Origin of the sequence: Mesorhizobium sp. ES1-4, from assembly GCF_020164745.1 — a bacterium.
Classification (GTDB): Bacteria; Pseudomonadota; Alphaproteobacteria; order Rhizobiales; family Rhizobiaceae; genus Mesorhizobium.
On sequence record NZ_JAIUGV010000003.1, the window covers coordinates 380673 to 395275 of the forward strand.

Below are 14603 nucleotides of genomic sequence, written 5' to 3' on the forward strand. Positions count from 1 at the left end.
TTTCGAAGGATTAGACAATGGCGTTCGAGAAGCTCAAGATCCACGGCTGGCGGCAATTTTCGGAGGTATCAATCGATTTTCATCCCCGCTTAACCGTCATTGCAGGATCAAACGGGGCTGGCAAAAGCACTATTCTTAGATTGCTTTCACAACATTTTGGCTTTCAGAATAACCTTTTATCGACGCCCGTAGTTTCGAAGTCCGGCATACGTCGATATCTTTCTGGGATATTGTCATTGGGCCAGACTTCGCCCGAAGCATCGCAACGGTCTGTTGGCTCATTGACTTATACTGGTGGAGCGGAAACCAGCTTATCCGTGCCTTCTGAGGGGCAGGTGAGCTATTCAGTGCAGATCCCGAATGCTCAACATGTCCCCGGCCTATTCATCAATTCACATCGACCTGTGAGTGGATATCAAGCCATATCGTCGATACCGGCAAATGCTATCACGGCAGAGCAGGCCTACCAATCATATAATCAAGAGGTTCAGATTAAATATAATAACTCTTTTAGTCAATATAGCCCGGCTTATCGCATTAAAGAGGCCATTGTTTCCATGGCGACCTTCGGCCCCGGCAATCGAAATGTGCAGAGGAATGCTGCGCTGGATGAGACCTATGACGACTTCAAGGCCATGCTTGGAAAGGTTCTTCCCCCCTCAATAGGTTTTCTTGACATTAGCGTCAGGATACCCGACGTAGTTCTTGTAACCAAAACTGGCGAGTTCGTGCTTGACGCAGCCTCCGGCGGGCTAATGGCTTTGGTGGATCTAGCTTGGCAGATGTTTCTCTATTCAAGAGGTAAAGATCATTTTGTCGCGGTTATAGATGAACCGGAGAACCACCTTCACCCTTCGATGCAGAGAACAATAATCGGCAGCCTCCTAGAGGCTTTCCCAACATCGCAGATGATAGTGGCTACTCACAGCCCGTTTGTAGTCTCGTCAGTTCGAGACTCCAACGTGTACGTTCTTAGGTATTTAAACGACGATGCCCCCGGGGTTGCGAGTTCAGTGGTTTCTCAAAAGCTCGACAATATCAACAAGGCGGGAAACGCCAGCGAAATATTGAGAAGTGTACTCGGCGTACCCGTGACATTGCCGCTGTGGGCCGAAGAAGGGGTAGAGCGCATAGCATCGGACTTTAATATCGAGACACTTGAGGCGAGCTCTATAGGCCAGATTCGGAATAGATTAGAACAAGAGGGATTGGGTGAATATTATTCTGATGTTCTTACTAGCATGGCTCGAAGGCGATGATTCAGCTTATCAAGGGCATCGAGCCCGCTATCTTAGCCGCAAACGCTGCAACCTGGACTGAGGTGCTGACGGACAAACTGGCTGCCGGAGAAGTGCCCACGCCTGCCGAGAAAACACGGTATCGCAACCCGCAAATCAAGAATTCATTGGTGGCCGAGACCCACGGTAAATGTGCCTACTGTGAAAGCAAGCTTCAACACATCCATCACGGCGATGTTGAGCATATATACCCAAAATCTCTAGACCCAGAACAAACGTTCGTTTGGCAGAACCTTACCCTTGCATGTGAGATATGCAATCAGAACAAGAGCGATCTTGACCCGTATCTTGAACACATTATTGATCCTTATGCATTGGATCCTGAGGGACATTTGATTTTCCACGGTGGCCTAGTTTTCGCCCGCGGAACACCCGAAGGGGTAGCCACTTTGGCTTTGCTGAAGTTGCATCGTGCGGAATTGGTTGAGATGCGTGACAGGCATGTCGAGAAGATCATGGGTATCTATGCGCAAATCTTAGACACGACCCTCCCTAGGGTTGTTCGGCAGGCTCTATATGATGATTTAACGGCTAGAGAGGGGGTGCCACATGCCCCATACGCAGCCATGGCCAGATGCGTAATGGCTGCTATGAAGCCGATCCTGCCTGCCGATCTGGTTTAATTCTTGGAGTTCATTTTGGAATGCCCCGCACCCAAGGCACCGAACATGCAGTATGGGGAAAGTCAGCGCGACATGATCGGCCCGGCCTAATCGGGTTTCTGCCGAGCAACGCTGACCACTGGGTCAGAGACCTTAGGCGCTCGCAACACGATTATGAGTCTTGGTCTCAAGAGGGATTTTGTCACGAGCCTCAAGCGGCGGTGCCGATTCGTCGAGTACAGTCTGAGATTCTACCACCTGCATCGGTGTCTGCTCCCTGATTTCATTAGCAGTGAGATAGTCCGTCCAACCCCTGTGTCTTCCTCCATCTCTTAGTTGTCAGATAATATTCAGTGCTGAAAAATTATAACGAGTGCCCGTGAAGCGCCAATGGCGCCGACCACCCACACCGGTATCCACCAGCGCAGTGCGAAGACATCCTTCCGTGTGACCAATTTGATGGCGTAGCCGACCACCGTGTCAAGGATCCCCCAATGGCGCCGATGATGCCAAACTCGATGAAATTATTAATGCGGCCGGAGTTGGCGGCATCCCTTGCGTTGATCTTGGGCAGCAGGCCATCGGCGTTCTGCTTCACCAGCTCAATTCGGAGTCGATTGTAAAAATCTGCGACAACCTCGCCTTCCGGGCACTGCTCCCGGTAGACTTTTAAAGTTGCAAGCGTGTTGAGTCTGTTTTTGCGTCTTTTTCCATTGCCATTGCTGGTGTCGCAAACAACAGCAGGCCGACAAGCGCCCGTTTCATGTATTCTCCCCCGTAATGTTGCACCATGGCATGCCGGAACGTGGCGCTGCAATGCTGGCCGAGATAGACTCCGGCAGAAACCGAGCCGATTGCGAGAGGAATATATGAACGACAAGCCGCCAATTTGGGAATCGTTCAGCAAAGCGCTGGGCGCCGAATACCGACCAGCCAAGGAAATTCAGGGTATCAGCGGGCTCACACACGTGGTTCAGGCCATCGCTGTGGACGACAAGTCGAACCGTGTCATCGTGGTCGCGGCCGAGCACAATCCTCGAATAGCCTCCCTGATGCGTGTCGACATCCAGTTCACCATGCCGGAAGCGCGTGTACTGGTCGCAAGACCCATCGCGTTCGACCTATCGCATGCGGCCAAAGCCCTATTTGCTTCTGCGGCGGGAAAAGTCGACCTCAGCAAACTCTCGGAGTTTGCTACCGCCCTTGAGGACAGCAAACAGGACAACAAGATTTTCAGTGAGCGGTATGGCGCGGCGCTCCTCCCACTGTTGCAGGGCGTGACGAAGAGCGACTTGCCACCACTCTCGCAGATCCTAGACCTTGTCCAACAGGCTGCCGTCTTGGACTACGAGAAGATTTTCTCCCCCGGCCTCAGCGTACCCGACCGAGTTATGACTGCGCTCGATACGTTGTTGACGCTGGACAACCTAGAAGGCGACCGCAAACAGGGCATTTGCCCAATCCCCACCTATGAGTTGACGGAGGCCGATTGGGACCTGCTTGGGAGTGGCAAGCGTATCGATGAGGTTCAGGAACGATTGAAGGCGCTGGAGATCTTCCAGTACTTTTTTCCACCGGCTGACAGCCTTGCGCTGGGGTTGATCGAGCATGGAGCCGCGTCCGAGCCTGAAATTAGCACGGCTATCTCGGCCGCTAACACTGACGGGCACCTGGTCTCAAACAACGCACTGGTGCCTGATATCCAAGGATTGCCGCACCTTCTGCAAGAGTTAAAGGAAATGGGCTACTTGGCCGATGGGGAGTTTACGATGGAGCTGACACCGGCGGGCCAGACCATCCGACAGTCGGTTAAAGTCCGGCCGAGCGAGAGCATTTTCAGCAAGTTACTCAACAGGTTTTCGTTCAACGCCAGCGTCTCGCCCAAGGACTTCCTGTAAGCCCAGCTCGCGCTTAGCCTTGCACCGCTCACAGGCCTTTGGTTACCAGCCTGACCAATAGTGGATCCGATACTGGCCTTGGCCCGAGTGGTCGGCGCCGTGGTGTACGCTATTGGACGGTCGAGAGGTCGGAGGTAGCCCTTCCTCCCTGCGCTATGGCATACATTTGGCCTAACCAATTCAGCGACGACCGCGAAGGCGAGATCGTCTCGCGCGACGAATACGTTGGCAAAACCATGCAGCAGGATGAGGCTAAACACGAAGTTTTCCGATATGCGCCACAGCACAGGTATGGGCGCACTTCAGGGTATACCCCGGCGTGACGTAACAAGCTTCTCATCGGCAGGCGTAACATCGCGCTTGCCATCGACCATTTGTGACAAGATGGCCTCGGGCCTAAACCTTGAAGTGACACTCGAAGCGTTTCACGTTCGCGACGGTCGTTGATCTAAACACGTTGTCGCCTAAACTACCCTCATGAACAAGGCGCTGGTTTTCGGTGTGACAGGTCAACTTGGCGCGTCGGTTGCCGAACGACTGCTCGGGGCCAAATGGCAGGTTTGGGGGGCAACGCGCGGCAACAGGATTCCGCCTGCTCACCTGCTGCAACGGGGCCTTCACGTGATGAAGGGGACAAACGACAGTTTCGCGGGCATCATTCGAAGCCTTAGGTTTCCGGTAGATACCGCTTTCGTTCCCACCGCCTATGACGAACTGGATGCGAGGGATTTACTTTCTGCCCGAGAGCGGGTCGGGTCCCTCGTCGTCGTCTCGTCGTCCAGCGTTTACGCCGATAGCGAGGGCAGGTCACTGGACGAGGCTGGGGATACCGGGTTTCCGGTTTTCGACGGACCGATCAGCGAGGAAACCCGCACCGTCGAGCCAGGACAACAAACCTATTCGACGCGGAAAGTCGCCATGGAGCATTCCTTGCTCGCGTCCGGCTTCCCAATCACGATCCTTAGACCTTGTGCCATCTACGGTCGGCTCGCAAGACATCCGCGCGAATGGTGGTTCGTGAAACGGACGCTGGATGGGCGACACCGGATCCCTGTGTCGTTTGGGGCTAAGAGCGTCTTCCACACAAGCAGCGCGCGCGGTATCGCGGAGTTGGCGGAAATCTGCATGTCGTCTCCGGCGCAAAGAATCCTGAATGTGGCGGACGCGACACCCTTGACCGTATCGGAAATTGCTTCCGCGATAGAAAGGGCCATCAACTTGCCAATCAACCTTATTCCTTTCGAAGGCCGACCCTCTGGCCCTTCCTTTGTCGGCTCAACACCTTGGTCAGTTGAGAGACCGTACGTCCTGGATACCTCGCGGGCCACGGATTTGGGCTGGTATGGCGGCGAATACGCAAACCATGTTTTGGACGTCTGCCGCTGGCTCGTGGATACGGCCAGAAAAGGAGATTGGAGGCACCACTTCTCGGCCTTCACTCAATACGGCTATGATTCCTTCGACTACAAAGCGGAAGACGCATGGCTCGCGGGCAGATGAACCTATGGTCAGGAGCGACTTTCGTCCTCAGGCTCTTACCACCACCGCAATAGTCTTTATCGCCTGCAGCGATCCGGCTTGACATCGACTATTTGTGACAGGGTAGCGTCAGGCCTAAACCTTGAGGTGACAGGCTATGGCTCGAATCGGTTACGCTCGCGTCAGCACCGCTGACCAAGACCTCGAAACGCAGCTCGCGAAGCTGAAGGCCGAAGGGTGCGAGGTCATTCGTTCAGAAAAGGTGTCGGGCGGCAGCCGTGACGGCCGCACCGAACTGGCAACGGTCTTGGAATTCCTTCGTCCTGGTGATGAGTTGATGGTCACGCGCCTCGACCGGCTAGGCCGCGACACGCGCGACGTTCTGAACCTGATTTATGAGTGCGAGCAGAAGGGCGCCTTCGTCACCGTGCTTGATCCGCACGTTTCAACGCGTGGCGAGATGGGCCATGTGGTGCTAACCGTGCTGGGCATGGTTGCTCAAATGGAGCGCCGGTTCATCAAAGAGAGACAGCGAGAAGGCATCGAGCAGGCGAAACGTCAGGGCATTTATAAGGGCGGCAAGCAGCGGCTAGATCGGAGCCGCGTAAAAGCGCTTTGTGCTGACGGCAAAGGCGCGGCACAGATCGCGAAGCTGGTAGGTTGCTCAAGAATGCAGATCTATCGAATACTCCAAGAAAAGGCCTAGGTGATATTAAGGCACTAGCAGGCTGTTGAAAAACTGTTTTGTTCACGGAACGTATCAGAGTCAGACAGGGTACAAACCCGATTCAAAACAGGTATCTCCGGGACTTTTTCATCAACCTGCTAGACGCTGGGAGCTGATGGGCGACGGTCGCCTCAGAAGCTCGAAGAGGCCTTGGACCTCCCTCCGATAGAGTCTGCGCACCAAAGGTGGGCGTAGGCTAGAAGACTTCGCGACTCTTGTGCCGTAGGGTCTTGCACGCTCACCAAACTCACCTAAAAGTCTTCCGGACGCTGCATTCCACAGGAACAGGCCTATGGATATCGAACTCCCTTCACGCCTTCGAACTAATTCGATCAAGGAGGCTATCGCATCGCTCACAAAAGCGGGCGATACCCTGACTGATGCTGTAGTTGACGTCCTACTCTCCGAGGAACTGACAGCCCAGTACTCGCTCGCAGTGGGTGATCCTGCCTCCCTCTTCGATCCGGAAATCCCGCGAGACAAGGCCCAATCACCACCAATCCGCGGTTGTCTCCAATTCTTCATGCTGCATCAGTTGGCGACACTACCCGACGACCAGCGAGACTACGATGCAATTTCCAGATTGATAAACGACCCTGATTTCCTGACATTTTTTTGTGACTTCTACGCAGTACCCGAAGCTATTGGCTTGAAGAGCATCGCCTTCTATGCCGCTGGTACTACCTCGTTTATCTTCAAGGCCTTGACGAAGCAATATGGGCAGTGTGCATTAAAAGTAATACAGGCGCCATATGTACGAATACCGTCTATTCGCCGCTCTACTCTAAGCTATGCTACGAATTACGGTATCCACATAAAGCACTCGCCGAGGGTGCATGATTCTTCCGATACTTGGATCGTGATGGACTTTATCGATGGATGCAACTTGCATGAATATATGGCCATGCTCCGCCTTAAAGAAACTTTTCTTGGTGATTCATATATAGCGCATGCCTCTAATCTCTTTCACCTCCTGAATGAGGCGCTAGATTACTACCAATCTCAGAAACCGTCGATGATCCATGGGGATTTGACTCCTTTCAACATCATGGTTGTTCATGAGGCACTGTCGCCTGTTGCAGTTAAACTTATTGATTTTGGTCAGAATTACGTCTTGAAAGACCGGGTCGGGACTCGACGCACATTTGTTGAGGCCTTCTCCAGAACAGAGCTATTTACCGCGCCGGAAGTTGTTTCCGGCAAACGAGATGCGTCTCTTGCTTCGGATTTGTACTCTCTTGGAATGAGTGGCTTAGATATGCTTAGTGCAGAGCCACTTAGAAAAGATTCCGTTGGCACTCGCTTAAGAGAGATTTGGCAGAACCCGGCGAGCATCGGAATAGCAGAGATAATAGAGGATCTCGTGGATGAAAATCCCGACAACAGAGCGCTAATCCTGCGTCAGGATGAGGGCAGACGCATCTATTTGGCCTTGGACCACGCCATCCAAGATCACGTTCAGATCTATCGTGACTTGGTGGCTAATTCAAAAGGAGCGCTCGATATTCAATCTCAGGCGTCCCGCCGTTTTCTTCCTGATGTTTGGAAATCCGCAAAGAACATCCGGAGAATTATGAAATCTGACGACATCAATTTTAATAATATTTCTCGAATCCAAAGTCTCTCGGGTGATCTTAATGTTGTCTTTCAGTCGTTTATTGTTTTTTCTTTTGTATTGTATACCTCTTTAGATATAAAGTTTGCGTTTCTGCCGAACATAGATATCCCGTTCAGCAGCCTTTTCGTTCAAATTGTCAGCATGCTACCCAAGGCATTCGTGATTGGTGACTTCTGGGGCAACCTTCCCGGCCGATGCGTTGCGCTGACGTTTGGGCTTGTGGCCGCCCGCTACTACGCTAATATATTTGCCCCCCTTCGCGTGACGGATATGCCGGGCGCTCTTCAAACAGGAACAAATCTACTACTCCGGCTAAACGCCATATCCTATTTTCTACCGATTATTATTGCAATTGTTTATAGGCCAGTCTGGTGGCCTTTTTGCGCGTTTGTTGGGACGGTATTTCCCGCCATTAATAACCTTATGTGCTGGTTAGTCGCGAGGTCTGCTGGCGCGAAAGCCAAAGGCCGATTTTCAGTTGAGGGCTACCATTACGCCGAAACTGAGCGTTTCTTGAGAATATATAGAGAATGGTGGATATTGTGGGCAGCATATAGCGCCGGGATCGGAGCTATCGGGATCTTACTCCAGCTCGGAATTGCCAAGGACGAGGCGATATATGCGGCCGGGGTCTGCTTGCTAAATATTTTTAAAGTCTACCGCAACAATTGCGCGTCGGAGGCGCCATTCATAGCTGGAAATTTGTCGCGTCTGTTTTTCGCCATTCGTCGTTCTCAGGCCAAGAAGGCAGCAATCAGTCATAAACTGTAATGATTTCTGCAATTCGAGAATGAGGCCTCCCCAGCGCATCATACACGGCTGCAAATCCGCTGATTGCGGCGGAAACAAGTTTTTCGCGGGACTTTTCAAACGGTGAAATTTTATGGGTGCCAACGGCAGTCTGTATGGGAAGGATATTCGGCCCAGACTCACGTTGAGATCCTTGTGTTATGTAGTCCAGCTCCTTCTGGTACTCGGCTGCGCGGCTTAGATAATGAGAAGCCAGCTGCGGATCAATTCTGCGCAGTTGCGGAGCCACCACAAGCTTGTCTATCCAGTTTGGATCGGATCGCTTCTGCCCTTTCGGTCTCGTCATCAATACAACTAGATCAGTTGGATTATTAAGCATTGCCTGAGCAAACGGTATGGATGCATAAAGAGAGGCGTCGAGATAATGCTCTCCTCTGAATAAAACTGGAGAGCCAGCAAAATAAGGGATGTTTGCACTAGCCCGCATTGCTGTGAACAATTCGTCGGCATCGCGGAAATTGCCAAGAACCGCGGCCTCCCGTCGCTCTACCGATGCGGAAATTATCTTAAGTGGAATGTCGGATTCCAAAACCGCTGGAACGGATAGTGGTACTTTTGTTCGGCATACTTCATCAAGAAGGTATGAAAGTGAAACAATAGGCTTAGACGAAACCACGCGCGCCAGATCAATGAAATGGCTGTTATTTATCTCGTTGTAAAAGATCGTTGTCCCAAAGCGGGCTTGGTTTGCTATAAAATACGCACCGGTTATTGACCCTGCAGACGAGCCATATACCTCGTCGAAACAATCACGGAGGCCAAGTTGCTCAAGGGCCGATACCATTCCAGCCGAAACTACGCCACGCATTGCGCCGCCTTCAATTATCAAGGAAAGACGTCTACCATCGGTGCGATGGCCGGGCTTGCTGCCTGTACGTTGTCTTTCGATAAGAAGGTTCGCCACAGGAGAGGCTTTACCGCCGCTGTCCGGTTCTGAGTTTCGAAAACTGGCCAATTTTGACATTCCGCAATTAGCAAATCGATGTGTCATTCAAACGGAGACGCCACCGCTGCATCTCAGTGTGTCGGGTGGGCGGCACTCGGCAGGCATCGCATACGTTGCATTCAAGATCAATCGAGCACCAACGCGCTCGCAACGCGACCGAGGACCGTAATTTAGATATGGCCGACACAGCGGACGCCCACTTCGTTATTCCGTTTAAAAGTTCCTAGAGGTTCCTGCCTATCCCGAGGAGTTACCGCGTGACAGAACCACGGAAATATCTGATAGGTGAGAAGGCCGATAGATAATCAGGCTGCGCCGTAGATATATCAAAGCACTGACTTGCCTCCAACCGATCCAATAGCAAAATCACCGACGCCAGAAGCACCGGACGAGCCGCTGCCAATTTAACTTTTGCAGCCATCCTATTGCCCTTACCGGTATCGCCTATCCGTTCAACGGCTTGCGTCATCGTGAAAGCATTGAACCGTTGCATTTTGAACCTCCTGAGCAGGAAAGCTGTTGCGTTGCTTCGGACGTAGAGAGCCGCTGGCATGTTTGGTTGCACAGACGCGCTAATTCCGCAATTCTAGCGCCATGTGCAACCTCTACAACATTACCACATCGCAGGAAGCCATCCGACAGTGGACCCGGACTTTGCGGGATCTCTCGGGCAACCTTTTGCCGTCCATTGACATCTATCCCAATTAGTTCGGCCCCGTAGTGCGCAACGCTCAGGACGGCGCGCGTGAGCTTGCCAACCTCCGATGGGGAATGCCGACGCCACTGGAACGGGTCAGAGGCAATGCTGACTCCGGTACCACTAATGTTCGCAACCCTCAATACGCTCACTGGCAGCAATATGTGGGCGTGGAGCACCGGTGCGTTGTGCCGGTAACGAGCTTTGCGGAGCCGAGCCCGAAGCCAAACGACAAAGATCCGGAGACCGGCATTCAGCGAAACTTCTGGTTCGCGCTCAACGAGGAGCGCCCACTGTTTTTCTTTGCCGGTCTGTGGACGCCTTGGCACGGGGTGCGCAAGGTGAAAGAAGGCCCCGGCGATCACGAGGTCTATGGCTTCATGACGACTAAGCCCAACGCTTTGATTGCCCCCATTCACGAGAAAGCCATGCCGGTGATCCTGACCACACAAGAGGAGACAGAGTCGTGGCTCACAGCGCCATGGTCGGATGCGAAGCATTTGCAGCGCACGGCGCGAGACGATGCTCTGATCATCGTCGATAAGCCAGCAACACAGATCAAGGTGCCTGCGCCAGGACCGGCACAAGGCTCCCTGTTTTAGGACCCGTCATCCCGCCAGATCACGCGACGCACCATACGGACTTCGACAAGGCGCCGGACGCGTATCTTCATGCCCTCCGAGGCGCTTGGCAGCAGGATGTCCACGTCGAGATCACGCCGCCTGCATCGCTCGCACCGCATGTGGCGATCAACGTCCCAAAACGGAATGTCTCCGATAAGCTTGGCGAGGTCCCCCGGCAGATAGTGACGGGTGATATTGCAGTTGATGCAGCGCACACGGATCAGCTGGCCAACCTCATGCGCTCGGCAAAGCGTCTGCACAAGGCGGCGTGGTCTTCTGCTTTGTTCCGGCATGGTCGAAAAATAGGAATGGGTTCCTCGTCGAGTCAATTCGTCCTTGACTTTTTCGTTCCCTTTTTGTTCACTAAGGCTATGGAGCGTTTTGGAGCAATAGCTGTGGATCACATGGTGACGCTTAACAGCCGCCAAGAAGCCGCCCTTCAGGCTCACGCTGATGATTTCGTGGCTGTCCACAAGGGCGATGTAATGAAGGCGCTCAAGGAAATGATCGTGCTCAACGGGCACCTGCAGGAACGGCTCGACGCGCTCACTGCGCCACGCCGCGCGACACGCTAGGAGGAAGCTCAATGGGCACGATGTACTTCGACGCCGAGGCCAAAGCTGAGCTGCATTCAGAAGCAGTGAAGCTAATCGCTCGCTATGATAGCCCGCTTGAGACTGTGAAGGCGCTCATGGCTTACAATTGCGAGCTCGAGACCCAGATCCTCGCCATAGCCCACCGGAATCCGGGAATAGTTTCCATTGGCTACGACGATACGCCGCCTGTTGTCGGGTGACGGTCGTGAAGTTGCTACCGATTGCTGTGCCGCCTTTTGGCTACGACAGCGCGGATGAATGGAGCGAGACCTTCGAGGAGGCATGTCTCGAGGTCCTTGCGGCGCTTCGCAAGGCGGGGCATTTCGGCGACAACCGGCCAGAGGACGACGTAGCCTACAAGCTGGCCGGATGCGATTTGGATGAACTCACCGACGAAGAGCTTGACCTCTATGAGGAGCGCATCGTTCCCGTCTTGCGTGTCGCTTTCTACGAGCCCTGCAGGCTTGCGGAGCAGTACGCGGAACGGAGAGTGCCGGGCTACTACGATCTACCGCGGGACCAGCGACAGCTTGAGCTGTTCACGGCATCATGACGGGGTTTGCCCATGCATGACCTGATCGCTTTCATACAGAGTAATGCGGCGCTGGTGGTTGCCAACCCGGCCGCCTTTGCCTCGTTTGCATACTATTTGGATGCGGCGGATTTGCCGTCGGGCGCTATTTCCTGACGGAGCGCATTGCCAATCTGGAAAGCCGGATTGCGAGGCGCGACGAGGAGATCACCGACCTGAAAGCCAAGCAGAAAACAGCTGAGCCGGGAGTACCTTTGGTGCCGCTTTTCGAGATGACCGAGATCCTTCCTCCTGCACCGCTCACCTTCGACCGACTCTTAATCCAGCGGAAAGAGAAACGACATGTCGGATAACCTGCTGCCTCAACAGAAAGCACCGAAGCTGATCGTCGTCACCGCGTTCGACCGTGATGAGACCGGCGAGCTTCAGCCAGTCTTTGGGCCAGCCGAGCAGCAATCTGAAGATCGGGCGATACGGACCGCGAAGGGACTGGCGGGCAAGCATGCGGGTGTCATAGCGTGGTCGCGTGATGCCAACCCTTCGCTTGGCGAATACGGAGAGCCCGTCACTCTCTATGTCGGTGGCGACGTGCCCGACATGGAGTGACGCAGGACTGATGTGATGACACGCCGTAGGCTTTCGTCGGCCAGCGACGACTTGAACAGCGCCGACAGGAAAGGTGCTGAAGCGGGTGCTTTCTTTGCAGATGGGTTCGGGGGTAGCGCGGCCGAGCACGCGATCAAGGAACGGCCGTGTCGAAGTCGATAGCAAACCCTGCATCAATCGCGCTTCGCGCAACGAAGTTGCCGAGACATAGCGCGGCAAATCACCAGTGACGCGACCTAAGCTCCTGCTTGGGTTGCGCCGCCGACCGGAACCCGTGAACACCTCGAAACGGCGCTCGGGCTCAAGATCGTCGGATTTAAGCGTAAGCTTTGAAATCGTCATGTGTCGAAGCCCTCAAGGCTCCGAACATCGTTCCCTCACGACCACGCGCGAAAGGTGCCACCAGAACAGCGCTTACGGTTCATGCTCATTCACGTTGCCTCCTCGTCGCGGCACGGAACGGATCGTCCGCGGTGAAGGCATCGGGCCGAATACCCCGAGCAGACCACTAAGGTCGTCCACCACACGCTCACCTCTTCGCCTCCCTCACGCTTGTGAACTCGCTTTCGATGGCGGCCTCGAATCCTTGGCGAGCCTGCGATACCGACCGAGCCAAGCGGACGTACGGTCGGGCAAACAGTGCCGCCCGCAAGATATCAGCTGTGCCTAAAATCTGTTGTCATGTACCGCCTTGCAGAATCCGCTGAATGAAAATTGCAAGGTGTCCCCGAGATCGAAAGATTCAACACGTCCCGTCTTTCGATTAAAGGTCGTGTTACTTCGAGCAGAGCTCGTCTCAATCACATTCTCGGTGATACGAACATTTTCTACGGCACCAGTCCCGCCGCCACGGGTCAATGTAGATCTATCGAAATCCACAAGGTATTCTAGCGTATCTTGCCTAGGTGAATGATCGCAGGAAAACCAGCTTCCGCCCAACTTTCGATTGCAAACGAAGGTGCCACTACAGCTGAGCATTATCTGCCCGGCAGAAGATTTTGCGGGACTACTAGGTCTACCGTCACCGCAGGCCAAATAGTTTTTGAACACCCACCCCGCCGCTGCCCCCGAAATCCTTGCCCACGGAAGCCCTCGATTATCATTCGCGACTTGCTCAATCTGGACATTATCGCCGTTCACGAGCGAACCCGTCTTGGTACCTCGCGGTGCGTCCCTGATTGCAAGAGAAGTTCCTGTTGGATCGGCGACAGTACACTGTTCAGCGCGCGCCATTGAAATTGATGCTGCCGAAAACAAGAGAAAGACGTAGGCGGAGTATTGCTTGGCTGTCATGCCGTGGATCCCTCCAGTTCAGAACTGATACAGCCAAAACTCTCACAACAAACGCCTGTTATTCGGGCCCTCATTTGGGCAGATCAGCTGTTGGTATAAACCAAAGCACTAATTCGACGGCCCCAGCGGCGTCATTGCGACCGGACAACTTCACATAAAGCCGTCCGCAATTGGGGATTTCGCTGCGACTCTCATTTCCGAACCGGATGCGATAGTCATTTAGTAGAACGTCGGACCCGCGTTTTACTGTGACCCAGAAAGAATCCCCGGTCATTTCGTCCAACCTAGCCGATAGCTTTCTCTTTTCCATCGTCATGCCGACGTGAAACCAGTTGAAGAAACCGATCTGCTTAGAACAATCGAATTTGTCGGTGGAGGCTTCGGCCGCTTTAGGAACGTCGCCTTTGCAATTCAGGTAGTTACGAAAAACCCACCCCGCCGCTGCTCCCGAAATCCTTGCCCACGGAAGCCCTCGATTATCATTCGCGACTTGCTCAATCTGGACATTATCGCCGTTCACGAGCGAACCCGTCTTGGTACCTCGCGGTGCGTCCCTGATTGCAAGAGAAGTTCCTGTTGGATCGGCAACAACACAGCTCACGGTCTGAGCCATCGCAGCGCTTGCAGACACCGACGCAACACAAGCAACAAATAGCTTCAGCGTTCCGTACACTTCATTGTGTCCATTGTGTGTGAACCGGCTGGCAGCCCCTAGGCTGCGATGTCAATTTCCTTGGGATTCGTCTCCCGAATTTGGCTGCAGTTGATGAATCTCGTCGCTCAAAGCTTCAGACGCGCATTGAATACAATTTCCTACTGCCTCACCGGCAGATTTTGACTTCTCGGTGTCATCGTTGGATTTCAATATCGTCTTCAGA

Annotated in this window: 14 protein-coding genes and 1 pseudogene; 12 read left to right on the forward strand and 3 right to left on the reverse strand. The window is 53.6% G+C overall.

Annotated elements, in window-relative coordinates:
* The first annotated feature begins 17 nt into the window (after positions 1–17).
* The 6 genes from LB556_RS07800 (at position 18) to LB556_RS07825 (ending at position 8393) form a co-directional block, all read left to right on the forward strand.
* Positions 18–1259 carry an AAA family ATPase gene (locus LB556_RS07800; protein ID WP_224565736.1) on the forward strand — a complete coding sequence of 414 codons (1242 nt, stop codon included), beginning with the start codon at positions 18–20 and terminating at the stop codon, positions 1257–1259.
* The gene (locus LB556_RS07805) at positions 1256–1921 is read left to right on the forward strand and encodes an HNH endonuclease (RefSeq protein WP_224565738.1); all 666 of its coding nucleotides are present in this window, start codon (positions 1256–1258) and stop codon (positions 1919–1921) included. Before LB556_RS07800 ends, LB556_RS07805 begins: the two co-directional genes overlap by 4 nt.
* An 848-nt stretch (positions 1922–2769) precedes the next feature.
* Entirely contained in the window at positions 2770–3798 is a 1029-nt protein-coding gene (locus LB556_RS07810) for a hypothetical protein (RefSeq protein ID WP_224565740.1), read from the forward strand.
* Between the two features lie 477 nt (positions 3799–4275).
* The gene (locus tag LB556_RS07815; RefSeq protein WP_224565742.1) at positions 4276–5298 is read left to right on the forward strand and encodes an NAD-dependent epimerase/dehydratase family protein; all 1023 of its coding nucleotides are present in this window, start codon (positions 4276–4278) and stop codon (positions 5296–5298) included.
* Between the two features lie 136 nt (positions 5299–5434).
* Positions 5435–5983 carry a recombinase family protein gene (locus LB556_RS07820; RefSeq protein WP_224565744.1) on the forward strand — a complete coding sequence of 183 codons (549 nt, stop codon included), beginning with the start codon at positions 5435–5437 and terminating at the stop codon, positions 5981–5983.
* 313 nt (positions 5984–6296) lie between these two features.
* The gene (locus tag LB556_RS07825; RefSeq protein ID WP_224565746.1) at positions 6297–8393 is read left to right on the forward strand and encodes a protein kinase domain-containing protein; all 2097 of its coding nucleotides are present in this window, start codon (positions 6297–6299) and stop codon (positions 8391–8393) included.
* On the opposite strand, the gene LB556_RS07830 is transcribed toward LB556_RS07825, so the two are convergent.
* Together LB556_RS07830 and LB556_RS07835 are read right to left on the reverse strand one after the other, a co-directional pair.
* Positions 8377–9387 carry a patatin family protein gene (locus tag LB556_RS07830; RefSeq protein WP_224565748.1) on the reverse strand — a complete coding sequence of 337 codons (1011 nt, stop codon included), beginning with the start codon at positions 9385–9387 and terminating at the stop codon, positions 8377–8379. The genes LB556_RS07825 and LB556_RS07830 overlap by 17 nt on opposite strands.
* 241 nt (positions 9388–9628) lie before the next feature.
* Positions 9629–9871 (reverse strand): hypothetical protein, encoded by a 243-nt coding sequence (locus tag LB556_RS07835; RefSeq protein WP_224565750.1) that lies wholly within the window; start codon positions 9869–9871, stop codon positions 9629–9631.
* 101 nt (positions 9872–9972) lie between these two features.
* Here LB556_RS07835 and LB556_RS07840 point away from each other — a divergent pair.
* The 6 genes and pseudogenes from LB556_RS07840 (at position 9973) to LB556_RS07860 (ending at position 12432) form a co-directional block, all read left to right on the forward strand.
* Positions 9973–10677, forward strand: a pseudogene (locus tag LB556_RS07840) (SOS response-associated peptidase).
* A gap of 140 nt (positions 10678–10817) precedes the next feature.
* Positions 10818–11273, forward strand: a complete 456-nt coding sequence (locus LB556_RS07845) for a hypothetical protein (protein WP_224565752.1) — start codon at positions 10818–10820, stop codon at positions 11271–11273.
* An 11-nt stretch (positions 11274–11284) separates the two neighbouring features.
* A complete protein-coding gene (locus tag LB556_RS07850; protein WP_224565754.1) occupies positions 11285–11494 on the forward strand; it encodes a hypothetical protein in 210 nt (69 codons plus the stop codon).
* 5 nt (positions 11495–11499) lie between these two features.
* Positions 11500–11847: a hypothetical protein gene (locus LB556_RS07855; RefSeq protein ID WP_224565756.1), complete on the forward strand. Its 348-nt coding sequence runs from the start codon at positions 11500–11502 to the stop codon at positions 11845–11847.
* A 12-nt stretch (positions 11848–11859) separates the two neighbouring features.
* Positions 11860–11982, forward strand: coding sequence for a hypothetical protein (locus LB556_RS31590; protein WP_263485134.1), 123 nt, complete (start codon positions 11860–11862; stop codon positions 11980–11982).
* 186 nt (positions 11983–12168) lie between these two features.
* The gene (locus LB556_RS07860) at positions 12169–12432 is read left to right on the forward strand and encodes a hypothetical protein (RefSeq protein ID WP_224565758.1); all 264 of its coding nucleotides are present in this window, start codon (positions 12169–12171) and stop codon (positions 12430–12432) included.
* 1363 nt (positions 12433–13795) lie between these two features.
* On the opposite strand, the gene LB556_RS07865 is transcribed toward LB556_RS07860, so the two are convergent.
* Entirely contained in the window at positions 13796–14398 is a 603-nt protein-coding gene (locus LB556_RS07865; RefSeq protein WP_224565760.1) for a hypothetical protein, read from the reverse strand.
* Positions 14399–14603 lie beyond the last annotated feature (205 nt).

Excerpts from the sequence above, each read along its gene's own strand:
- LB556_RS07800 (WP_224565736.1), top strand. The coding sequence starts at position 18 with ATGGCGTTCGAGAAGCTCAAGATCCACGGCTGGCGGCAATTTTCGGAG.
- LB556_RS07805 (WP_224565738.1), top strand. The coding sequence starts at position 1,256 with ATGATTCAGCTTATCAAGGGCATCGAGCCCGCTATCTTAGCCGCAAAC.
- LB556_RS07810 (WP_224565740.1), top strand. The coding sequence starts at position 2,770 with ATGAACGACAAGCCGCCAATTTGGGAATCGTTCAGCAAAGCGCTGGGC.
- LB556_RS07815 (WP_224565742.1), top strand. The coding sequence starts at position 4,276 with ATGAACAAGGCGCTGGTTTTCGGTGTGACAGGTCAACTTGGCGCGTCG.
- LB556_RS07820 (WP_224565744.1), top strand. The coding sequence starts at position 5,435 with ATGGCTCGAATCGGTTACGCTCGCGTCAGCACCGCTGACCAAGACCTC.
- LB556_RS07825 (WP_224565746.1), top strand. The coding sequence starts at position 6,297 with ATGGATATCGAACTCCCTTCACGCCTTCGAACTAATTCGATCAAGGAG.
- LB556_RS07835 (WP_224565750.1), bottom strand. The coding sequence starts at position 9,871 with ATGCAACGGTTCAATGCTTTCACGATGACGCAAGCCGTTGAACGGATA.
- LB556_RS07850 (WP_224565754.1), top strand. The coding sequence starts at position 11,285 with ATGGGCACGATGTACTTCGACGCCGAGGCCAAAGCTGAGCTGCATTCA.
- LB556_RS31590 (WP_263485134.1), top strand. The coding sequence starts at position 11,860 with ATGCATGACCTGATCGCTTTCATACAGAGTAATGCGGCGCTGGTGGTT.
- LB556_RS07860 (WP_224565758.1), top strand. The coding sequence starts at position 12,169 with ATGTCGGATAACCTGCTGCCTCAACAGAAAGCACCGAAGCTGATCGTC.